The sequence below is a fragment of the Thioclava sp. F42-5 genome (assembly GCF_002213195.1).
GTDB classification, from domain to species: domain Bacteria; phylum Pseudomonadota; class Alphaproteobacteria; order Rhodobacterales; family Rhodobacteraceae; genus Thioclava; species Thioclava nitratireducens.
In genome coordinates, this window is record NZ_NBNZ01000002.1 from 450,420 (window position 1) to 470,776 (window position 20,357).

The following is a 20,357-nucleotide window of genomic DNA, read 5'->3' on the forward strand; positions in this document are numbered from 1 at the left end:
GCGTTACTCCAAGTTGGGTGGCGGGCCTCTTGATGGGGCCCTTCGAGATATGCCTCAGCTCGAGGCGTGGAAAGACTTGCCGAGGCTGGCAGGGGCGGCCTGCACGCCGTGGCGGTGGATGGCGGAGAGGATGACCAGCACCACGATGGTGATGACGTAGGGGGCCATCGACAGGATATGCACCGGGATCGCGTAGCCCGCGGCCTGCAGCTGCAATTGCAGCGCGGTGATGCCGCCGAATAGGTAAGCGCCCAGCAGCACGCGCCACGGCCGCCAGCTTGCGAAGACCACGATGGCGAGCGCGATCCAGCCCGCGCCGGCGGTCATGCCTTCGGTCCATTGCGGCACGCGCACGAGGCTGAGATAGGCACCGCCCAGACCGGCCAGCGCCCCGCCGAAGGCCAACGCGGCAAAGCGGACGGCGACGACGCGGTATCCCAACGCATGTGCTGCGTCATGACTTTCGCCCACCGCGCGCAGGATCAGCCCCATGCGGGTTGAGCGCAGCACGTACCAGACCACGGCGACGAGGATCAGCGAGAGATAAACGATCCAGTCATGCGAGAACAGGATGCGGCCCAGCACCGGAATATCCGAGAGCGGCCCGAAATCGATCTTCGGCGTCGCGGGCGGCCGCACGCCCTCATAGCCCTTTCCGATCAGCGCGCTCAGGCCAAGTCCGAACAGCGTCAGTGCAAGGCCGGTCGCGACCTGGTTCGACAGCAGCTTCTGCGTCAGAAAGGCGAAGAGCGTCGCCAGCAAAGCGCCGGCAATCGCCCCCATCAGGAAGCCCAGAACCGGGCTTCCGGTGGCGACGGCGGCAGCAAAGCCCGCGACCGCGCCCATGATCATCATCCCCTCGACGCCGAGGTTCAGCACGCCCGATTTCTCGGCCACCAATTCTCCGGTGGCCGCTAGCAAAACCGGGGTCGACGCGCCCATCAGAGTCGCCGTCAGGGTGATGATGTCGATGCCGCCCACGATCATAGCGTGCCTCCATGTCCCCAGAACAGAACCGGCCCCCAGGCCAGATAGCCCCCGACGAGGCCGATGACGAGCCCGGCCATCGAGGCGTAACGCTCGCGTCCGCGCAGGGTGGGGCGACGGGGCTCTTCGCTGTCAGGGCGCGCGCCGATGCGGTAGATCACCGCCCGCGACGCGCCAACCGCCAGTTCGAAAACCACCATCATAACCACTCCGATCACGACGAAGGCCCAGAATGCCTGCGCCACGGCGAGCAGATAGTACAGGCCTAGCCCCATCACGACGCCGCCGAGAAAGATGACCGCCAAGCGCAGCGAGGGGAGTTTGCCCGTCATGCCGCGACCCTCCCGAAACGGATGCGGAAGTTGGTCAGCACATCGAAGGCCAGCAGGAAGAACAGCAGCATCCCCTGAAATACCTGGATCGCCGCCGAGGGCAGGCCGAGCATCAACTGCGCCATGTCGCCGCCGATATAGGTCAGCGCCATCAGCAGACCCGCCAGCAGGATGCCGATCGGGTGCAGGCGACCCAAGAAGGCCACGATGATTGCGGTGAAGCCATAGCCCACGTTGAAGCTGTCGGTGATCTGGCCCGAGGGACCGGAGACTTCGAACATGCCCGCGAGGCCCGCAAAGGCGCCGCCCATGCCAAGCCCGAGGATCACCAGCCGCGCCGGCATCACGCCTGCGAAGCGAGCGGCGCGCGGGGCCTCGCCTGCGACGCGGATACGGAAACCGGTGATGTGGCGGTGCATCAGCCCATAGGTAAAGATCACCGCGATCAGTGCCGCGACGACGCCCCAATGCATGCCTGTGCCCGCGATCAGCTCGTGGTTGAAGGCAGAGGGGTAGTCCTGCAGGTTGCGCGATCCGGGAAAGCCGAAGCCTTCGGGGTTCTTGAGCGGCCCGAAGGCCATGTAGGCCAGCAGGTTCTCGGCCACGTAGACCAGCATCAGCGAGACGAGAATTTCAGAGGTGCCGAACATCACTTTCAGCACCGCTGGGATCATTGCCCAGAGGAAGCCGCCAAGCGCGCCGAGCAAGATCATCACCGGGAACAGCCAGTGGCTTTCGGCCGGGTACATCTTCAGCGCCAGCCACGCCGAGAACAGCGCGCCCATGATGTATTGCCCCTCCGCGCCAATGTTCCAGATGCCCGCGCGAAAGCCCACGGCGAGCCCGCAGGCGATCAGGATCAGCGGCCCAGCCTTGACCAGCAACTGGCCGCGGAAATAGGCCGCGTTGCCGCCGAAAAGCGGGTCCCAGAAGATTACGCGGATCGCCTCGACCGGGTGCTTTCCGAGCATCGCGAACAGGATGCCGCCCGCGATCATGGTGGCGATCACGGCGAGGATCGGTGTGGCGTAGGACCAGAAGCGAGACGGGGTGGGGCGCCGGACGAGAGTGATCATACCGCAGCCTCCTGCATCCCGTGCGCGCCACCGAGCATCATGCCGATCTCTTCGATCGTCAGCCCCTGCGTCGGGCGCGAGGCGCTCAGGCGGCCTTCGTTCAGTGCCGAGAAGCGGTCGGAGATTTCCATAAGCTCATCGAGGTCTTGGCTGATCGCGATCACCGCAGCCCCTTTCGCGGCCAGATCGAGCAGCGCTTGCCGAATCGACGCTGCGGCGGCGGCATCGACACCCCATGTCGGCTGGTTCACGACCAACACGGCGGGGTTTTGCAGCACTTCGCGGCCGATCACGTATTTCTGCAGGTTTCCGCCCGACAGCGCCCGGGCGGCCACATGCGCGCCGGGGGTGCGCACGTCGAAGGCTTGAATGATCTCGTCGGCGAAGGTTTTCGCCGCACCCTGATCTACGAAGCCGTTGCGGGTCAGCGGCTTGCGCATTGTCCCGGTGAGAATCGCATTCTCCGTCAGGCTCATCGCGGGAACGGCGGCATGGCCGAGCCTTTCCTCGGGGGCCGCCAGCATCCCCTTCGCGCGGCGTGGATTCGGCCCGAGGCCGGAGATGTCTTCGCCCATCAGGCTGACGGTGCCGGGGGCGGAGGGCCGTTCTCCCGACAGGGTCGCCAGCAATTCCTCCTGACCGTTGCCTGCGACGCCGCCGATGCCAAGCACCTCGCCCGCGCGCAGCTCGAAGCTGAGATCCTTCAGCGACGGACCGAATTGCGACATCGGCGCCAGCGACAGCCCATCGACCTTCAGCACCACATCGCCCAGTTTGCGCTCGGCTCGGTCGGTCACTTTCAACTCCGCACCGACCATCAGCTCGGCCAGTTCGCGCGCGGTCTTTTCACTCGGGTTGCAGCTTGCCACCACCTTGCCGCCGCGCAGGATGGTCGCGCCTTCGCAAAGCGTGCGGATTTCCTCGAGCTTGTGGCTGATATAGAGGATCGCGGTGCCCTCGGCGGAGAGCTTGCGCAGCGTGTGGAACAGGATTTCCACCTCCTGCGGCGTCAGAACCGAGGTCGGCTCGTCCATGATCAGAAGCTTCGGGTCCTGCAGCAGGCAGCGCACGATCTCGACGCGCTGACGCTCGCCCGCGGAGAGGTCTCCGACCAGACGGGCAGGGTCCAGCGGCAGGCCATAGGCGGTGGAAATCTCGCGGATACGTTTGGCGAGTTGGCGCATCGGCGGCGGGTTTTCCATGCCGAGCGCCACGTTCTCGGCGACGTTCAGCGCCTCGAAGAGCGAGAAATGCTGGAACACCATCGCGACGCCTGCGGCCCGCGCCGCGCGTGGATCGGCTGGCGCGAAGGGTTGGCCGGCGAAATGCATCGTGCCGGAATCGGGCTTCACGAGCCCGTAGATCATTTTCACCAGCGTCGATTTGCCGGCGCCGTTCTCGCCCAGCAGGGCGTGCACTTCGCCCGGACGCACCGAGAAGCCGACGCCATCGTTGGCCACGACCCCAGGATAGGCTTTCGTCAGCCCGTCGATCTTGAGCAGCTCCGTCACCCGGCGCGTTTCCCTTTCCCCGTCGCCACCTTCGCGGCGTTCAGCTCCTTCACTAGCCCGGTCGCGACCCCAAGAGCAATGGCTTGAGGATGCTTCCCCAAGGTCGGATCGCCTATCGGGCAGGCAATGCGTGAAATTTGTGCATCCGAATGACCCAGGGCGGCAAGACGTTTGCGGAAGCGAACCCATTTGCTGTCCGATCCGATCAGGCCGAGCCCGCCGACCCCGTGAGCGAGCAGCCGGTGGCAGAGTTCGAGGTCGAGCGCATGTGAATAGGTCAGCACGAAATGGCGCGCCTCGGTCGGGGCGAGAGAAACAAGATCAGCCGGGTTCTCTGCGATCAGTGGCGTGACGCCCTCGGGGAGTGTCTCGGGAAACCTCTCGGACCCGCTATCGGCCCAGAAAAGTGCGAGGCCGGGCAGGGGGGCGAGCGCACCGATCAGCGCGCGCCCTACATGGCCCGCGCCCCAGATCCAGACCGGGGTGGCGGGTGGTGCGACCCGCTCGATCAGCCAGGTCTCCACCAGCAGCGGCGGTGCCTCGCCGCGATCCCGGGCGCGCGCCAGCGCGCGGGTGACGGCGAGCGGCTCGGGCGCGCCCGGCGTCAGCGGGCGCGCGTGCCAATCGCCTGTAATCTGCGCGACGGTGTTCCGGTCCATCCGCTCGTAGCCCAGCACCACGGCCCCGCCGCAACACTGGTTCATGGCCGGGCCGAGCGGGATTTTCTCGACCCCAGTCAGCCCGCCCCGCGCCTTTGCGATGGCGGAGAATTCCAGCGCGCCGCCGCCGATCGTGCCCTCGACGTGATCCGCCCAGACCAGCATCTCCGCCCCGTCTTCGCGCGGGGTTGAGCCTTGGGCGCGCGCGACCACCACGCGGGTGAACGGTCCGCGTTCCGCCGCGCGGGCGAGGGCTGCGGGATCCAGACTCATGCGTCACCCCTTGCCCGGTGCACGGCAGCGAGAACCGCCTCGGGCGTCGCGGGCGCCTGCAGATCGGGCCAGTGCGGGCCGCAGGATTTGCACGCGTCCTGCAGCGCGAGGAAGGCCGAGATCGCCAGCATGAAGGGCGGCTCGCCGACCGCCTTGGAGCGATAGATCGTGTCCTCGCGGTTCGGTGCGTCCCAGAGCGCCACGTTGAACACACGCGGGCGGTCCGAGCAGGCGGGGATCTTGTAGGTCGAAGGCGCATGGGTGCGCAGTCGGCCTTTATCGTCCCAGACCAGTTCCTCGGTCGTCAGCCAGCCCGCGCCCTGAACGTAGCCGCCTTCGATCTGGCCGATGTCGATAGCCGGGTTCAGCGAAGCGCCCGCATCATGCAGGATGTCGGTGCGCAGGATGCGGTTCTCGCCGGTCAGCGTGTCGATCACCACCTCTGTCACCGCCGCGCCATAGGCGAAGTAGAAGAACGGTCGGCCCTGCCCCTTGATCCGGTCCCAGCTGATCTTCGGCGTGGCATAGAAGCCGGTCGAGGAGAGCGACACCCGCGCCTCATAGGCCAGCTTCACCAGCTTCGCGAAGGGCAGGGCATGATCGCCCGCGCGCACCTCGCCATTGGCGAAGCTCACGTCTTCGATGGCTGCGCCGGAGCTTTCGGCCATGAACGCGGCGAGCCGCGCCTTGATCGTCTCGCAGGCGGCCTTCACCGCCATGCCGTTCAGGTCGGCCCCCGAAGAGGCCGCCGTAGCGGAGGTATTGGGCACCTTGTCGGTGGCGGTCGCGGTGATGCGCACGTCCTCGTCCGTCACGCCAAAGACCGAGGCCGCGACCTGACAGACCTTGCGGTGCAGGCCCTGACCCATCTCGGTGCCGCCGTGGTTCAACTGTATCGAGCCGTCGGCATAGACATGCACCAGCGCGCCCGCCTGGTTCAGCTGGGTCAGCGTGAAGGAGATGCCGAACTTCACCGGCGTCAGCGAGATGCCGCGCTTCAGCGTCGTGTTGGCGGCGTTCCATTCGGCCACGCGGGCTTTGCGGGCCGCGAACTCGGCGGATTGCTCCAAGCGCTCGGTGATTTCGGGCAGGATGAAATCCTCGACCGGCTGGCCGTAATGCGTGCTCTGCCCGCCCGCTGGATCGTAGTAGTTGCGCTTGCGCAGATCGAGCGGGTCGATCCCCATCACATGCGCGAGGTGATCGAGCGCGGCTTCCGTTCCGATCATGCCCTGCGGGCCGCCGAAGCCCCGGAAGGCCGTCGCGCTTTGGGTGTTGGTGCGCAGCCGGTGGCTCTCGATCTTCACATTCGGCAGGTAATAGGAACTGTCGGAATGCAGCATCGCGCGATCGCAGACCGGCAGGCTCAGGTCGGGCGACCAGCCGCAGCGGGCGAGATGGGTGAACTCGGCCGCGACGATCTTGCCCTCGGCATCCGCGCCAAGGCGATATTTGATCCGGAAATCATGGCGCTTTCCGGTGATGACCATGTCGTCGTCGCGGTCGTAGCGCATCTTGCAGGGCCGCCCGGTGGCCCGCGCGACGACGGCGCAGGCGATGGCGAGCGCGTTGCCCTGGCTCTCCTTGCCGCCGAAACCGCCGCCCATCCGGCGCATCTCCACGCGGACGTCATGCATAGCGCAGCCAAGCGCGTTGGCCACCTTGTGCTGGATTTCCGACGGGTGCTGCGAGGAACAGCGGATCACCATTCCCTGATCGTCGGGCAGCGCGAGGGCGGCCTGACCTTCGAGGTAGAAATGCTCCTGCCCGCCCATGTCGAAGCTGCCTTCGACGATATGTTCTGCCTGCGCGAAGCCCGCGCCGGTATCGCCGCGCGCCCAGGTGACCGGGCCGCCTTCGAAATGGCTGTTGGCCTCGAGCGCCTGTTCGACGGTCAGGATCGCCGGGCGCGGCTTGTAGTCGACATTCGCGAGCCGCGCCGCTTTGCGCGCGGCATGGTGGCTGGTCGCGGCGACCACGAAGATCGGCTGACCGACATAATGCACGACACCTTCGGCCAGAACCGGTTCGGGTTCGGGCGCGGGCGAGGCGTTATTGGCGAACGGCATGTCTTCGGCGGTGAGCACTGCGACGACGCCCGGAGCGCTGCGCACCGCGCTCAGATCGAGCGAGGCGATCTCGGCATGGGCCTCGGTCGAGAGGCCGAAGGCGAGGTGCAGCGTGTTGCCGGGGCAGGGGATGTCATCGACGTAGCGCGCCGCTCCGGTGACGTGCAACTGGGCGGAATCGTGGGGTTTCTTGGTGCCGACGCTCATGGTTGCACCTCCAGAATGGAGAGGGCGCCTTGGGCGTTGCGCACATAGCGGATCAACATCGCCTTGGCGGCCTCCATCCGGTAGGCATCCGAGGCGCGCATGTCGGTGAGCGGCGTGAAGTCCTGCTCCAGCGCGGGCAGGGCGGCCGTGATCGCCTCCTCGGTGAAGGGCTGGCCCTCAAGCGCCACTTCCAATTCCGTTGCGCGTTTCGGGATACCCGCCATGCCGCCAAAGGCGATGCGCGCGGACCGGATCGTGTCGCACTCGCGAGGGATATTCAGCCCGCCGCAGACAGCGGAGATGTCCTGATCGAACCGCTTCGAGAGTTTGTAGCAGGCGAGATCGGGCATGGATTTCGGGAAGCTGACGCTTTCGACGAATTCGCCGGGCGCGCGGTCCTGTTTGCCGTAGTCGAGGAAGAAACTCTCCAGCGGGATCGTGCGGCGCGTGTCACCCTTGCGCAGCGTCAGCTCCGCGCCCATCGCGATCAGGACGGGCGGGCTGTCACCGATGGGCGAGCCGTTCGCGATATTGCCACCGATCGTCGCCGCCTGACGCACCTGTTCGGAGGCGAAACGGCGGAGAAATTCGGCAAAGCTCGGGAGCGTGTCGCGGATCGTCTCGCGCAACGTCGAGAGCGTGATGCCCGCGCCGACGATATAGCGGTCGTGGGTTTCCTCGATGTTCTGCAGGCCCGTGCAGTTGTTCAGGAAAGCGACTTCTTTCAGGTCTCGCAGCTGTTTGGTGACCCAGAGACCCACATCAGTCGCGCCCGCGATCAGCGTGGCGTCCGGATGAGCGAGATACCACTCCGCCAGCGCATCCGCGCTTGCGGGAAGGAAGACATGATCGGCCATAAGCGCGACGTCTGCCAGATCGGGCAGCGTGTCGTGCATCCACGCGGGCACGGGCGCGTCCTGAGCCGCCTCGGCGGCGCGGATGATCGGTGCGTAGCCGGTGCAGCGGCAAAGGTTGCCCGCCAGCAGATCGTCGTGATCGCGGCGTCCATTGAGATGACCCGCCGCCATCGAGGCGATGAAGCCCGGCGTGCAGAAACCGCATTGCGAGCCGTGATGGTCGACCATTGCCTGCTGAACTGGGTGCAATTCGCCCTTCGGCCCCGCGACGCCTTCGACGGTGCGCAGCGCGCGCCCGTGCAGATGGGGCATCATCATCAGGCAGGCATTGAGCGGTTTGGCCCCGTTGGCGTCGGTCACGATGACCGAACAGGCGCCGCAATCGCCCTCGTTGCAGCCCTCCTTGGTGCCGGTCAGGCCTTCGGCGCGCAGCCAGTCGAGCACAGATTGCGTCGGATCGGTAATCGCCACCGTCCGGGTTTCTCCATTGAGAAGAAACGTGATCTCCATAAGAAAAATCCGCCGCCTTACCAGTCGTCCCTGCGGTCCCCCTCGATGCGGCGTAGAACGGGACCTGCCCAGCAAAGCCGATGCGGACGGGCTTTGGCAAGGGATTCTCGATCATGCGCTGCTCGAATCTTGATCCGACGATCAAGATTTGGGCGTCGAGCGACGCCGAACGGTCGAACGCGAAGCGTCTGGAGGACGCGGCGAGAGGCTGGCGCGGGGCGACACGACCGGCTAAATCTGGTGGCATGACCAGCCCCCGATTCATTCATCTGCGCGTCCATACCGAGTATTCCCTGCTCGAAGGCGCCGTGCCCGCGAAGAAACTCGTGAAGATGTGCGAGTCGGCGGGGATGCCCGCCGTCGCCGTGACCGACACGAACAACATGTTCGCGGCGCTCGAGTTTTCCGTGACCGCGACGGGGGCGGGGCTGCAGCCGATCGTCGGTTGTCAGGTCTCGCTCGAATTCGATCCCGCCAAGCCGGGCGAGCGTCCGCGCCTGCCTGCACCGATCGTTCTGCTGGCCCAGACCGAGCGCGGCTACGAGAACCTGATGAAGCTGAACTCGTGCCTCTATCTCGACAAGCACGGGGCGCAGATTCAGGTCACTCTGGAGGAGCTGGAGCGCCATTCCGAGGGGCTGATCTGTCTCTCTGGCGGTCCCGACGGTCCGGTTGGACGGCTGATCCGGAACGGCGCGAAGGACCGCGCCAAGGCGCTTCTGCAACAGCTCGCCGGCATCTACCCGAACCGGCTCTATGTCGAATTACAGCGCCACCCGGGCGAGGGCGGCACGCTGACCGAGGCCGAGATCGCGACCGAGCGGCCGTTCGTCGAATGGGCCTACGAGCTGGGTCTGCCGCTGGTCGCGACCAACGACGTCTATTTCCCGAAGCCCGAGATTTACGAGGCCCATGACGCGATGATCTGTATCGCGGAGGGCGCCTATGTCGATCAGATCGAGCCGCGCCGCCGTCTGACCCCGCAGCATTATTTCAAGTCCGAAGGCGAGATGGTCGCGCTCTTCGCCGATCTGCCCGAAGCGGTGGAGAACACAGTCGAGATCGCGAAACGCTGCGCCTTCTCGACCTACAAGCGGGCACCGATCCTGCCGAAATTCGCCGATGACGAGGTCGAGGAACTGCGGCGTCAGGCGTGGGACGGGTTGCGCAACCGCCTCGACGTGATCCCGCATGCAGCGCCGGTCGAGGATTACGAGGCGCGGCTGAAATTCGAACTCGACATCATCGAGCAGATGGGCTTCCCGGGCTACTTCCTGATCGTTGCCGACTTCATCAAATGGGCCAAGGATCACGACATTCCGGTCGGGCCGGGGCGCGGCTCGGGTGCAGGTTCGCTGGTCGCCTACGCTCTTACCATCACCGACCTTGATCCGCTGCGCTATTCGCTGCTGTTCGAACGCTTCCTCAACCCAGAACGTGTTTCGATGCCGGACTTCGACATCGACTTCTGCATGGATCGCCGCGAGGAGGTGATCCAATACGTGCAGAAGAAATACGGGCGCGAGAAGGTGGGCCAGATCATCACCTTCGGTGCGCTTCTGTCGAAGGCCGCCGTGCGCGACGTGGGGCGCGTGTTGCAGATGTCCTACGGCCAGGTCGACAAGCTGTCGAAGCTGATCCCGGTCGAAGGCGTGAAGCCCGTCAGTATCGAGAAGGCGCTGGCCGATGAGCCGCGTCTGCGCGAGGCGGCCCGCAACGAAGAGGTCGTGGCGCGGCTTCTCGATTACGCAAAGGCGATCGAAGGCCTGCTGCGCAATGCCTCGACCCACGCGGCGGGCGTCGTGATCGGCGACCGTCCGATCGACGAGCTGGTGCCGCTCTATCAGGATCCGCGCTCGGACATGCCCGCGACCCAGTTCAACATGAAATGGGTCGAGCAGGCGGGTCTGGTGAAGTTCGACTTCCTCGGCCTGAAGACGCTGACGGTGATCCGCTCGGCGATGGAACTGATCTTCAAATCCGGCCGGCCGCTGCATGTCGATGCCGCCGGCAACCAGCTTTACGAGCCCGCCGAGGGCGCGGAAAACCACATCAACGCGATCCCGCTGGATGATCCGAAGACCTACAAGCTTTACGCGGACGCGAAGACTGTCGCGGTGTTCCAGGTGGAATCGGAGGGCATGAAATCGGCGCTGCGCCAGATGAAGCCTACCTGTATCGAGGACATCGTGGCGCTGGTGGCGCTCTATCGCCCGGGTCCGATGGAGAACATCCCGGTCTATTGCGAGGTGAAGAACGGTCTGCGCGAGATCACTTCGGTGCATCCGACCATCGACCATATCCTCGAAGAGACGCAGGGCATCATCGTCTATCAGGAGCAGGTGATGCAAATCGCGCAGGTCATGGCGGGTTACTCGCTTGGCGGCGCAGACCTTCTCCGTCGCGCGATGGGTAAGAAGATCAAGGAGGCGATGGACGCCGAGCGTCCGAAATTCGAGGCGGGCGCGGCCAAGAACGGGGTCGACAAGAAAAAGGCCTCCGAGGTGTTCGACCTTCTGGAGAAGTTCGCCAACTACGGCTTCAACAAATCCCACGCCGCGGCTTATGCGGTGGTGTCCTATTACACCGGCTGGCTGAAGGCGAACCACGCGGTCGAGTTCATGGGCGGCGTGATGAACTGCGATATTCATCTGACCGACAAGCTCGCGATCTATGCCGACGAGGTGCAGAAGAAGCTCGGGATCGAGATCATTCCGCCTTGCGTGAACCGTTCGCTCTCGACCTTCGACGTGGTCGATCAGAAGCTGGTCTACGCGCTGGGCGCGCTGAAGAATGTGGGCGTGGACGCGATGCAGATGATCGTCGCCGCGCGCGGCGACGAGCCGTTCAAGGATCTGTTCGATTTCGCGCGGCGTGTCGACATGAAGCGCGTCGGTAAGCGCCCGCTCGAGATGCTGGCGCGGGCCGGGGCTTTCGATCTGCTCGATCCGAACCGCAAGCGCGTCTTCGAGTCGCTGGAATCGCTGATGGCGTGGTCGGGCGCGGTGATCGAGGCGCGCGAGTCGGCGCAGGTGTCGCTCTTCGGCGAGGCGGGCGACGATCTGCCGCCGCCGCGTCTGGCCGATACCGACGACTGGCTGCCGGGCGAGCGTCTGGCCGAGGAACACAAAGCCATCGGCTTCTACCTCTCGGGCCACCCGATCGAGGATTACCTGCCCGCGCTCAAGCGCAAGAAGGTGCTGAGCTGGGAAGAGGTGCAGCAAAAGGCCGTGGGCGGTCCCTTCGTCACCAAGATCGCGGGCGAGGTCGCCTCGGTGCGCGAGAAGAAATCCGCCAAGGGCAACCGCTTCGCCTTCGTCGCGCTGTCGGATGCCTCGGGTCCCTACGAGGTGGCTTTCTGGTCGGAGGCGCTGGAAGCCTGCCGCGACGTGCTGGAAACCGGTAACCTTCTGGTGCTGACCGTGAAGGTCGAGGTGGATGGCGAGTCGGTGCGCATGGTCGCCAACGCGGCGCAGACCGTGGACAAGGCGACGGCGGATGCGGGCTCCTCCGGGCTGCTGGTGCATATCGACGACAATGACGCGGTCGCCTCTGTGGCGAGCCTCGTCGAGCGGGTCGCCCGCGAAGGGAAGGTCCATTCGCGCGGGCCGATCAGCTTCATGGTCTATGACAACGAGCGCGGCTGCCGCTACCAGATTACCGCGATGCCCGAGGCGCCGGTCAATGCGCAGGTGAAAGGAGCGCTGCGCAGCCTGCGCGGGGTCAGCGAGGTCGAAGAGGTCTGAGCCTCACAGGCTGCGCGCCACCCATGCCAGCCGCAGCGTGATCGCGGCGGCCAGGGCGGTGGCGAACTCGCCCCAGCGCAACAGTGCCACGCCGCGCAGCAGATCGGGCTCGTTGATCCCGTCGCGCACCGCACCGGAGATCATGCCCATCTCCAGCCACGCGGCCGCACCCAGCAGCCCTGTTGCGAGGAAACTCAACGAAACCAGAAACATCGTCTGCCGATGGGCGCGCGTCTGCCAGATCAGCGCGCTCATCAGCGGCACGGCGAAGAAGACCTGCATCGCGAGGATGCCGCTTCCTTGCCACAGCTCGAACCGATCGATCGTCGAACGGAGGTCGATGCCCGGGGGCCAGACCAGCAAAGCGGTGTAGATGAGCGCCTGCGCACTCACGAAAACACCGTTTAGCCCCCAGAGCGCCGCGTCCATTACCAGTGCGGTGGTTTCTGATCGGCCAGAGGGATAGAGCCGCCGCTGTCATATTCGCGCTCGGCCTCGCGCTCCATCAGCAGGCCCAGATGCCGCTCGAGCCGTTCGATCTGACGGGCCTGCGCGACGATGACATCGGACAACTCGTCCACCGTTTGCGTCAGATAGGCGATCTGTTCTTCCGCCCGTTCGAGCCGTTCCTGCATCTGCCGTTCCTATTGCTTGCCGGGGCCTGCCCCTTGGGCTACACCCTCGCGCGAGATAAGATCAGGTGCAAGCCGATGGCGAAACAGAAAAAGCAGCCCCGTCCCAAGGCCGAGACCCCGAAGGGCTTCCGCGACTATTTCGGCACGGAGGTGACCGAGCGCGCCGATATGCTGGCGAAGATCGCGGAGGTCTATCGCACGCATGGCTTCGAGGCGCTGGAAACCTCGGCCATCGAGACGGTCGAGGCACTGGGCAAATACCTCCCCGATGTGGACCGCCCGAATGCGGGGGTCTTCGCGTGGCAGGAGGAAGACGACGGCAAGTGGCTGGCGCTGCGCTACGATATGACGGCGCCGCTGGCCCGCGTCGCCGCGCAATACCGCAACGATCTGCCGACGCCCTATCGTCGCTTCACGATGGGCCCCGTCTGGCGCAACGAGAAGCCCGGCCCGGGCCGGTTCCGCCAGTTCTATCAATGCGATGCCGATACCGTGGGTGCGCCCTCGGTGGCCGCCGATGCCGAGATTTGCGGGATGCTTTCGGACGCGCTGGAAGCCGTCGGCATTCCGCGCGGCGACTACGTGGTGCGCGTGAATAACCGCAAGGTTCTGAACGGCGTGATGGAAGTGGCGGGCGTTCTCGACCCCGCCGATCCGGCCAAGTTCGAGGAAGAGCGCGGCATCGTTCTGCGGGCCATCGACAAGTTCGACAAGTTCGGCGAGGAGGGCGTGCGCCTTCTGATGGGCGAGGGGCGTCTGGACGACTCCGGCGACTTCACCAAGGGCGCGGGGCTGTCCGAGGCACAGGCCGATACGGTCATGGGCTTCATGGAGGCCAAGCGCAAAAACAACGCCACCACCGTCGCGCGGCTGCGCGAGCTGGTCGAAGGCTCTGCGCTGGGTGCGGAAGGTGTGGATGAACTGGAGCAGATCGCGTCGCTTCTCGACGCGCAGGGCTACGGTCCCGACCGCATCGTGATCGATCCGTCGGTCGTGAGGGGGCTGGGCTATTATACCGGCCCGGTTTTCGAAGCCGAACTGACCTTCGAGATCACCGACGAAAAGGGCCGACCGCGGCAATTCGGCTCGGTCGCAGGTGGCGGGCGCTATGACGACCTCGTCAAGCGCTTCACCGGTCAGGTCGTTCCTGCCACCGGCGTCTCGATCGGCGTCGACCGCCTTCTGGCCGCGCTGCGCGCCAAGGGCCGCATCGGCGGCTCTGCTCAGGGCCCGGTCGTCGTGACCGTGATGGATCGCGACCGGATGGCAGAATACATGGCGCTGGCGTCGACGCTGCGCGGGGCAGGGCTGCGCGCCGAGGTCTATCTGGGCAACCCGAAGAACTTCGGCAACCAGTTGAAATATGCCGATAAACGCGAAAGCCCGGTGGCGATCATCCAAGGCTCGGACGAGGCCGAACGCGGCGTCGTCCAGATCAAGGATCTGATCCTCGGCGCGAAGATCGCGCAGGACGCGACGGTTGAAGAATGGAAATCCCAACCGGCGCAATTCGAGGTTCCGACCGCGGAAATGGTCGCAAAAGTGCAAGAAATTCTTGCGCGCTATGGGGCCGAGTGATGGCGGACAAGGCGCAAGCACGGGCACAGGCAGGCCGTCTGCTGGAGCAATTCCTCAAAGCGGGTGCGGTCGAGGTCACGCCCGATATCCTGCAACCCGCCGAGGCGCTTCTCGACCTTTACGGCGAGGATATCCGCGCCCGCGCCTATGTCACCGCCGACCCGCTGCGCGGCGAGATGATGTTGCGCCCGGATTTCACCGTGCCGGTCGTGCAGGAGCACATGGCCAATGGCGCCGAGCCTGCGCGCTACGCCTATGCGGGCGAGGTGTTCCGCCGTCAGGATCATCGCGGCGCCGCGCGCGCCAATGAGTATTTTCAGGCCGGGTTCGAAATCTTCGACCGCGCCGACCCCGATGCCGCAGATGCAGAAGTCTTCGCGCTGTTCTCGGATATGCTCGCGAAGCTGAACCTGTCCGCCACGATCGGGGATATGGGCCTGCTGCGCGCCGCTGTCGACGGGCTGGACACGATGCCCGAGCGCAAGGCCGCGCTTGCCCGTCATATCTGGCGCCCCAAGCGGTTCCAGCATCTGCTCGCGCGTTATTCGGGTCAGATCGAGGTGCCGAAAGCCCGCGCCGATCTGCTGAGCGGCCAACGCTCCGGCGCGCCGTGGATCGGGCTGCGCTCGCGCGAAGAGATGGAGGCGCGGATCGCCACGCTCGCCGCCGATGCCGCTGCTGCGCCGATCCCGACCGACGCGGTCGCCGCGATGGGCAAGCTCGCCGAGCTGCGCTGTGCTGCGGATCAGGCGCCTGCCGCGCTGCGCGCTCTCGGCATCCAAGCGATCGAACCCGCCATCGCGCGGCTCGAAAAGCGGCTCGACGCGCTTGCCACCCGCGACATCGACCTCGCTGCGATCAATTTCGACGCGAGCCACGGTCGCTCGACCATGGAATACTACGACGGCTTCGTCTTTACCTTCACCGCCGCCGATCCGGCACTTCCGCCGGTCGCCTCCGGAGGACGCTACGACGCGCTGACCCGGCAATTGGGGCAGGGGCGCGAAATCCCCGCCGTGGGCGGCGTGATCCGTGCAGGGTTGATGGCCGATCTGGAGGCGCAAGCATGATCAAACTCGGCGTGCCCTCCAAAGGGCGTCTGATGGAGAAGACCTTCGACTGGTTCGCGGAGCGCGGCATCACGCTAAAGCGCACCGGGTCCGAGCGTGAATATGCCGGCGCGGTCGAAGGGGCGGACGGCGTGCAACTCGTGCTCCTGTCGGCCGGAGAGATTCCGCGCGAACTGGCGGCGGGGCGTATCCATCTGGGCGTCACCGGCTCCGATCTCGTGCGCGAGAAGCTCGCCGATTGGGAAAGCCAGGTCGCCGATCTCGCGCCGATGGGCTTCGGCCATGCCGATCTGATCATTGCGGTGCCGGACTGCTGGTCGGACGTGGACAGCCTCGAAGACCTCGACGCCGCCGCCCACCGCTTCCGCGCCACCCACGGCTTCCGCCTGCGGATCGCCACCAAATATCACCGGCTGGTGCGTGAATTCCTGACCCGCGAAGGCGTAGCCGACTGGCAGCTTGTCGACAGCCAAGGCGCGACCGAGGGGACCATCGCGAACCTCACTGCCGAGGCCGTGGCCGACATCACCTCCAGCGGTGAGACGCTGCGCGCGAACCACCTGAAGATCCTCTCAGACGGGTTGATCCACCAGTCTCAGGCGACGCTGTTCGCATCGCGCGCCGCCGACTGGTCTGGCAAGGAAACCCGCCTCGCAGATCTCGCGAAGCAGCTCGGACTCGACGCGCCCACGCTCTGATCTTCTTCTTGGCGTAAATATGCCGGGGGATGAGGCGGGATCAGCAAGGACGCCCTGTCGAACGTCCGAAGCGCACGCGAAGGGCACGAGAGCGGTGCAGCGCCCCCTGCGCTCAATAGCCGCGCGAGCGATCCACGAGATAGAGGAACGGCTCGCCCGCCTCGCCCCTCCGGATATTTTCGGCAATCACCTCGGAGGCGGTCTCGGCCCGGCTCTCGGCGGCGATATGGGGCGTCACCGTCACCTGCGGATGCGCCCAATAGGGGTGCTCGGGGGGCAGAGGCTCGACGCGGAACACATCGAGCGTCGCGTGGCCGATCTGGCCGCGATCCAGCGCCGCTAGCAGCGCGTCATCGTCGATCAGCGTCCCGCGGCCCGGATTGACGAGCCGCGCGCCTTTCGGCATCTTCGCCAGCGTGTCCGCGTTCAGAAGGTTGGTGGTTTCGGGCGTGTCGGGCAGGATCGAGACGAGAATCTCTGCGCGCGACAGCGCCTCCGCTAGCCCATTGTCGCCGCTCAGGCAGGTTATCCCGGGGATGTCCTTCTGCGTCCGGCTCCAGCCCGTGACGGCAAAGCCCAGCCCCGCCAGCGCTTCGGCGCAGGCTTTGCCCAACGCTCCCAAACCCAGCATCACCACCGAGCGGTCGCGCGCCAAGGGCGGCACGCCGTCGTCATGGCGCCAGACGCCGTCCTGCTGGGCGAGTGTCGCGTCAATTCCGAGGTGATAGCGCAGCACATGGCCGGTCACGTACTCGACCATGCCGCGCTCCAGCCCCGCATCCACCATCCGACACAGCGGCTGGGTCAGGGTGTCGTTGCCCACGACACGCTCCACCCCGGCCCAGAGATTCAGTACGGCTTTCGCGCCGGTATAGGCGGTGAAATCCTGCACCGGGCCTTGCGGTGAATAGACGACATAGTCGATCTGAGCCGGGTCGCTCTCGCCGGGCTGCACGATCTGCGCCTCGACGCCGGTCGCGGCGATGGCCTCGGTCAGCGGGGTTTCGTAACGGCCCCAGTTCTCGGGCTTGTCGGCGAAAAGGACGCGGATCATCTTTGCCTCGGTCTATGGATATGGGCGCTTTGCACCAACCCGAAGGCGGCAAGCAGGATCATCATCGCGGTGCCGCCGTAACTCACCAGTGGCAGGGGCACACCCACGACGGGCATCAGCCCCATCACCATCGCCATGTTGATCGCGAAGAAGAAGAAGAACGTCCCCGCGACCCCGAAACTGAGGAGTGAGGCGAAGCGGTCCTTCGTTGCCATCGCGGTATAGAGGGCGAAGCCGATGATCCCGGTGTAAAGCATCAGCAAGCCGAAGGCGCCGACGAAGCCGAACTCCTCGGCGAGCGTGGTGAAGATGAAGTCGGTGTGCTTCTCCGGCAGGAAGTTCAGCCGCGATTGCGTGCCTTGCATGAAGCCGCGCCCCGACCAGCCACCCGAGCCGAGCGCGATCTGCGCCTGCATGATGTTGTAGCCCGCGCCAAGCGGGTCCGAGCCCGGATCGAGGAAGGTGTCGATGCGCTTGTATTGGTAGTCGTGCAGCAGCTGGTATTCCGTGCCCCGGCTTTCCATCACGCCGAAGACCAGCCCGACGACCAGCGCGATCACGGTGCCGAAATACCAAAACGACACCCCGGCCGCGAACATCACGAAGGCCCCGCCCAGCACCAGCATTACGGCGGTGCCGAGGTCGGGCTGGGCCAGCACGAGGAAGGTGGGCGCGAGAATGATCACCGCCGGGATGAAGACCCAGAGCGGGCGCGAGACCTTCTCGACAGGCAGCCAATCGTAATAGGCGGCGAGGAGCATCACGAGGGTGATCTTCATCAACTCGGAGGGCTGGATGCGCAGCGGGCCGATCTCCAGCCAGCGCTGCGCGCCCATACCGATTGCGCCGAAGAATTCCACCGCAACCAGCAACAGAAGCGCCACGAAATAGGCCAAGGCCGAGACGTTGCGCCAGAACCATACTGGAACGAAGGCCACGGTGAACATCGCGATCATGCCGAGCGCGAAACGCTTCATCTGCGGTTCGGCCCAGGTGTGGATATTGCCACCCGCAACTGAGTAGAGCATCAGGAAGCCGGCGCAGGCGACCGCCGTCAGCAGGATCACGAGCGGCCAGTTCAGGTAGAAGATCTTGCGCCAGCCGACCGGGACGGTCTTGAGGTTGCTCTCGAGATAACTCATGCGCGCGATCGCTCCTGCGGCTTCTGCACGGTGTCGGGATCGACGAGATCGAGCGTTTCGTTCAGCTCCTTGGCCTTCGCGCGGGCGAAGGACGGATAGGCATCGTCCGGGGGCAGGCCGCCCGCCAGCGCGAACAGCAACACGTCGCGCGCGATCGGGGCTGCTGCCGTCGAACCGCCCGAGCCGTGTTCCACCACAACCGAGACGGCGTAGCGCGGATTGTCGACGGGGGCGAAGGCCACGAAGAGTGCGTGGTCGCGACGGTTCCACGGCAGCTGGTCGTTACGGATCACGCCACGGGCGCGCTCGGCCTTGGTGATGTTGCGGACCTGGGAGGTGCCGGTCTTGCCCGCCATCTTCCATTCCTTCATCGCGATGCGCGACCCGCGCGCGGTGCCGCGCGAGGAGTTCACCACTGCGGTCATGCCTTTGCGCACGCTGTCGAGATAGGCTTTCTCAACGCCGAGATCGTCGGTAACGCGGATCGGTTGCTCCACCCCGTCACGGGCGCGGATCAGGCGCGGCTCTACCTTCCGACCCGAGGCGATGCGCGCCGCCATGATCGCGAGATGCATCGGCGAGGCCAGAACATAGCCCTGACCGATCGCCGCGTTCGCGGTGTCGCCGATCAGCCAGTCCTTGCCGTAGCGCTCCTGCTTCCATTCCTTGGTCGGGGCCACGCCCTCTTTCACCGCGGACATCGGCAGGTCGGGCCGGACGCCCACGCCCAGGCGCTTGGCCATGTCGCTCATCTTGTCGATGCCGACGCGCTGCGAAAGCTCGTAGTAATAGACGTCGCAGGACTGCTCCATGCTCTTGGTCATGTTCACATGGCCGTGGCCGGCGCCCTTCCAGCAGTGGAAGCGGCGGCCCGCGATCTCGACATAGCCGGGGCACCAGATGGTTTCCTCCGGCGTCACCAGCCCTGCCTCGAGCGCGGCAAGTGCGGTGACCATCTTGTAGGTCGAGCCCGGAGGGTAGAGACCCTGGACGGTCTTGTCGGCGAGCGGCCGATGGTCGTCCTGCGTGAGGCGCTGGTAATCTGCGACGGAGATGCCGCGCACGAAGAGGTTGGGATCGAAGCTGGGCGCGGAGGCGCAGGCCAGCACGTCGCCATTGGTCACATCCATCACCACGGTCGCGGCGGATTCGTTCTCCAACCGCTGCAGCGCGTAGTTCTGCAGTCGATAGTCGAGCGTCAGTTGCAGATTCTCGCCCGGCTTGCCGGGCTCGCGCGAGAGTTCACGCATCTCGCGCCCGGCGGAGTTCACCTCGACGCGGCGCTGGCCGGCCTGACCGCGCAGAACGCTTTCCTCTTTCGACTCGATGCCGGTCTTGCCGAGCTGGAATTTCGGGATCAGCAGCAGCGGATCGGGGTCTTCCATCTTGCTCAGATCGTAATCCGAGACCGGGCCGACATAGCCAATCACATGGCCAAAATCCTCGCGGCGCGGATAGAGGCGCGACAGGCCGACATCGGGGCTGACACCGGGCAGCGAGGGGCCGTTCACCGCGACGCGCGAGAACTCGTCCCATGTCAGGCGGTCGGCCACCGTGACCGGCGTCGTCGGCGGGCGGCGGCGGATATCGTGCAGGATGTCTTTCGTATCGCCATCGGTAATCGGGATCAGACGGCGCAGCGCAGCGAGCGTCGCATCGACGTCGTCTGTATCCTCGCGCGTGATCGTGACGCGGTAATTCTGCTCGTTACCGGCCAGAAGCACACCGTTGCGGTCGAAGATCAGCCCGCGCGCGGGCGGGATCAGCCGGATTTTCACCGAGTTGCCCTCGGCCAGCAGCCGGTATTGCTTGGCGTCTTCGAGCTGCATCTTGCGCATCCGCGCCGCCAGCACGGCCACGACCGCCGCCTGCGCGCCGCCCAAGAGCAAGCCGCGTCGCGTGATGCGGCGGGTGCTGACTTCGGTCTCTTTCGGGGATCGTCTCATTCTGGGC

The 20,357-nt window shown here is 65.6% G+C and carries 16 protein-coding genes; 4 read left to right on the forward strand and 12 right to left on the reverse strand.

The features are described 5' to 3' along the window. Positions 1 to 54 precede the first annotated feature (54 nt). The 7 genes from B6V74_RS07465 to xdhA are packed head-to-tail and all read right to left on the reverse strand — an operon-like array spanning position 55 to position 8,481. A complete protein-coding gene (locus tag B6V74_RS07465; protein ID WP_088719679.1) occupies positions 55 to 987 on the reverse strand; it encodes an ABC transporter permease in 933 nt (310 codons plus the stop codon). Then, a complete protein-coding gene (locus B6V74_RS07470; protein WP_088719680.1) occupies positions 984 to 1,319 on the reverse strand; it encodes a hypothetical protein in 336 nt (111 codons plus the stop codon). The genes B6V74_RS07465 and B6V74_RS07470 overlap by 4 nt, the downstream gene beginning before the upstream one ends. Further along, the gene (locus B6V74_RS07475; RefSeq protein ID WP_088722414.1) at positions 1,316 to 2,395 is read right to left on the reverse strand and encodes an ABC transporter permease; all 1,080 of its coding nucleotides are present in this window, start codon (positions 2,393 to 2,395) and stop codon (positions 1,316 to 1,318) included. Before B6V74_RS07475 ends, B6V74_RS07470 begins: the two co-directional genes overlap by 4 nt. Continuing rightward, entirely contained in the window at positions 2,392 to 3,906 is a 1,515-nt protein-coding gene (locus B6V74_RS07480) for an ABC transporter ATP-binding protein (protein WP_075774188.1), read from the reverse strand. Before B6V74_RS07480 ends, B6V74_RS07475 begins: the two co-directional genes overlap by 4 nt. Beyond that, the gene (xdhC, locus tag B6V74_RS07485; RefSeq protein ID WP_075774189.1) at positions 3,903 to 4,838 is read right to left on the reverse strand and encodes a xanthine dehydrogenase accessory protein XdhC; all 936 of its coding nucleotides are present in this window, start codon (positions 4,836 to 4,838) and stop codon (positions 3,903 to 3,905) included. The genes B6V74_RS07480 and xdhC overlap by 4 nt, the downstream gene beginning before the upstream one ends. After that, positions 4,835 to 7,114, reverse strand: a complete 2,280-nt coding sequence (gene xdhB / locus B6V74_RS07490; RefSeq protein WP_088722415.1) for a xanthine dehydrogenase molybdopterin binding subunit — start codon at positions 7,112 to 7,114, stop codon at positions 4,835 to 4,837. Before xdhB ends, xdhC begins: the two co-directional genes overlap by 4 nt. Continuing rightward, positions 7,111 to 8,481, reverse strand: a complete 1,371-nt coding sequence (xdhA, locus tag B6V74_RS07495; protein ID WP_088722416.1) for a xanthine dehydrogenase small subunit — start codon at positions 8,479 to 8,481, stop codon at positions 7,111 to 7,113. The genes xdhB and xdhA overlap by 4 nt, the downstream gene beginning before the upstream one ends. A 245-nt stretch (positions 8,482 to 8,726) precedes the next feature. On the opposite strand from xdhA, the gene dnaE reads away from it, so the two are divergent. Further along, complete coding sequence (dnaE, locus tag B6V74_RS07500; RefSeq protein WP_088722631.1) at positions 8,727 to 12,227, forward strand: DNA polymerase III subunit alpha; 3,501 nt, start codon at positions 8,727 to 8,729, stop codon at positions 12,225 to 12,227. A gap of 3 nt (positions 12,228 to 12,230) precedes the next feature. Here the strand turns inward: dnaE and B6V74_RS07505 are convergent, their stop codons facing one another. Both B6V74_RS07505 and B6V74_RS07510 read right to left on the reverse strand, forming a co-directional pair. Further along, the gene (locus B6V74_RS07505; protein WP_075774192.1) at positions 12,231 to 12,656 is read right to left on the reverse strand and encodes a hypothetical protein; all 426 of its coding nucleotides are present in this window, start codon (positions 12,654 to 12,656) and stop codon (positions 12,231 to 12,233) included. After that, the gene (locus B6V74_RS07510) at positions 12,656 to 12,862 is read right to left on the reverse strand and encodes a SlyX family protein (protein ID WP_075774193.1); all 207 of its coding nucleotides are present in this window, start codon (positions 12,860 to 12,862) and stop codon (positions 12,656 to 12,658) included. Before B6V74_RS07510 ends, B6V74_RS07505 begins: the two co-directional genes overlap by 1 nt. Positions 12,863 to 12,937: 75 nt before the next feature. Between B6V74_RS07510 and hisS the strand changes: the two genes are divergently transcribed. From hisS to hisG, 3 genes are read left to right on the forward strand one after another with little or no spacing between them, the layout of a single operon-like run. Next, positions 12,938 to 14,440, forward strand: coding sequence for a histidine--tRNA ligase (hisS, locus tag B6V74_RS07515; RefSeq protein WP_088722417.1), 1,503 nt, complete (start codon positions 12,938 to 12,940; stop codon positions 14,438 to 14,440). Further along, positions 14,440 to 15,510 (forward strand): ATP phosphoribosyltransferase regulatory subunit, encoded by a 1,071-nt coding sequence (locus tag B6V74_RS07520; RefSeq protein WP_088722418.1) that lies wholly within the window; start codon positions 14,440 to 14,442, stop codon positions 15,508 to 15,510. The genes hisS and B6V74_RS07520 overlap by 1 nt, the downstream gene beginning before the upstream one ends. After that, positions 15,507 to 16,208, forward strand: coding sequence for an ATP phosphoribosyltransferase (gene hisG / locus B6V74_RS07525; protein WP_075774196.1), 702 nt, complete (start codon positions 15,507 to 15,509; stop codon positions 16,206 to 16,208). Before B6V74_RS07520 ends, hisG begins: the two co-directional genes overlap by 4 nt. A gap of 112 nt (positions 16,209 to 16,320) precedes the next feature. Here the strand turns inward: hisG and B6V74_RS07530 are convergent, their stop codons facing one another. The 3 genes from B6V74_RS07530 to mrdA are packed head-to-tail and all read right to left on the reverse strand — an operon-like array spanning position 16,321 to position 20,350. Beyond that, positions 16,321 to 17,262 carry a glyoxylate/hydroxypyruvate reductase A gene (locus B6V74_RS07530; RefSeq protein ID WP_088722419.1) on the reverse strand — a complete coding sequence of 314 codons (942 nt, stop codon included), beginning with the start codon at positions 17,260 to 17,262 and terminating at the stop codon, positions 16,321 to 16,323. After that, complete coding sequence (gene rodA, locus B6V74_RS07535; RefSeq protein WP_088719687.1) at positions 17,259 to 18,404, reverse strand: rod shape-determining protein RodA; 1,146 nt, start codon at positions 18,402 to 18,404, stop codon at positions 17,259 to 17,261. The genes B6V74_RS07530 and rodA overlap by 4 nt, the downstream gene beginning before the upstream one ends. Beyond that, positions 18,401 to 20,350 (reverse strand): penicillin-binding protein 2, encoded by a 1,950-nt coding sequence (mrdA, locus tag B6V74_RS07540; RefSeq protein ID WP_075774199.1) that lies wholly within the window; start codon positions 20,348 to 20,350, stop codon positions 18,401 to 18,403. The genes rodA and mrdA overlap by 4 nt, the downstream gene beginning before the upstream one ends. Positions 20,351 to 20,357 lie beyond the last annotated feature (7 nt).

What these genes read in the sequence shown, in the direction of transcription:
- B6V74_RS07465 (WP_088719679.1), bottom strand. Translation starts at nt 987, where the DNA reads ATGATCGTGGGCGGCATCGACATCATCACCCTGACGGCGACTCTGATG.
- B6V74_RS07470 (WP_088719680.1), bottom strand. Translation starts at nt 1,319, where the DNA reads ATGACGGGCAAACTCCCCTCGCTGCGCTTGGCGGTCATCTTTCTCGGC.
- B6V74_RS07475 (WP_088722414.1), bottom strand. Translation starts at nt 2,395, where the DNA reads ATGATCACTCTCGTCCGGCGCCCCACCCCGTCTCGCTTCTGGTCCTAC.
- xdhC (WP_075774189.1), bottom strand. Translation starts at nt 4,838, where the DNA reads ATGAGTCTGGATCCCGCAGCCCTCGCCCGCGCGGCGGAACGCGGACCG.
- xdhB (WP_088722415.1), bottom strand. Translation starts at nt 7,114, where the DNA reads ATGAGCGTCGGCACCAAGAAACCCCACGATTCCGCCCAGTTGCACGTC.
- xdhA (WP_088722416.1), bottom strand. Translation starts at nt 8,481, where the DNA reads ATGGAGATCACGTTTCTTCTCAATGGAGAAACCCGGACGGTGGCGATT.
- dnaE (WP_088722631.1), top strand. Translation starts at nt 8,727, where the DNA reads ATGACCAGCCCCCGATTCATTCATCTGCGCGTCCATACCGAGTATTCC.
- B6V74_RS07505 (WP_075774192.1), bottom strand. Translation starts at nt 12,656, where the DNA reads ATGGACGCGGCGCTCTGGGGGCTAAACGGTGTTTTCGTGAGTGCGCAG.
- B6V74_RS07510 (WP_075774193.1), bottom strand. Translation starts at nt 12,862, where the DNA reads ATGCAGGAACGGCTCGAACGGGCGGAAGAACAGATCGCCTATCTGACG.
- hisS (WP_088722417.1), top strand. Translation starts at nt 12,938, where the DNA reads ATGGCGAAACAGAAAAAGCAGCCCCGTCCCAAGGCCGAGACCCCGAAG.
- B6V74_RS07520 (WP_088722418.1), top strand. Translation starts at nt 14,440, where the DNA reads ATGGCGGACAAGGCGCAAGCACGGGCACAGGCAGGCCGTCTGCTGGAG.
- hisG (WP_075774196.1), top strand. Translation starts at nt 15,507, where the DNA reads ATGATCAAACTCGGCGTGCCCTCCAAAGGGCGTCTGATGGAGAAGACC.
- B6V74_RS07530 (WP_088722419.1), bottom strand. Translation starts at nt 17,262, where the DNA reads ATGATCCGCGTCCTTTTCGCCGACAAGCCCGAGAACTGGGGCCGTTAC.
- rodA (WP_088719687.1), bottom strand. Translation starts at nt 18,404, where the DNA reads ATGAGTTATCTCGAGAGCAACCTCAAGACCGTCCCGGTCGGCTGGCGC.
- mrdA (WP_075774199.1), bottom strand. Translation starts at nt 20,350, where the DNA reads ATGAGACGATCCCCGAAAGAGACCGAAGTCAGCACCCGCCGCATCACG.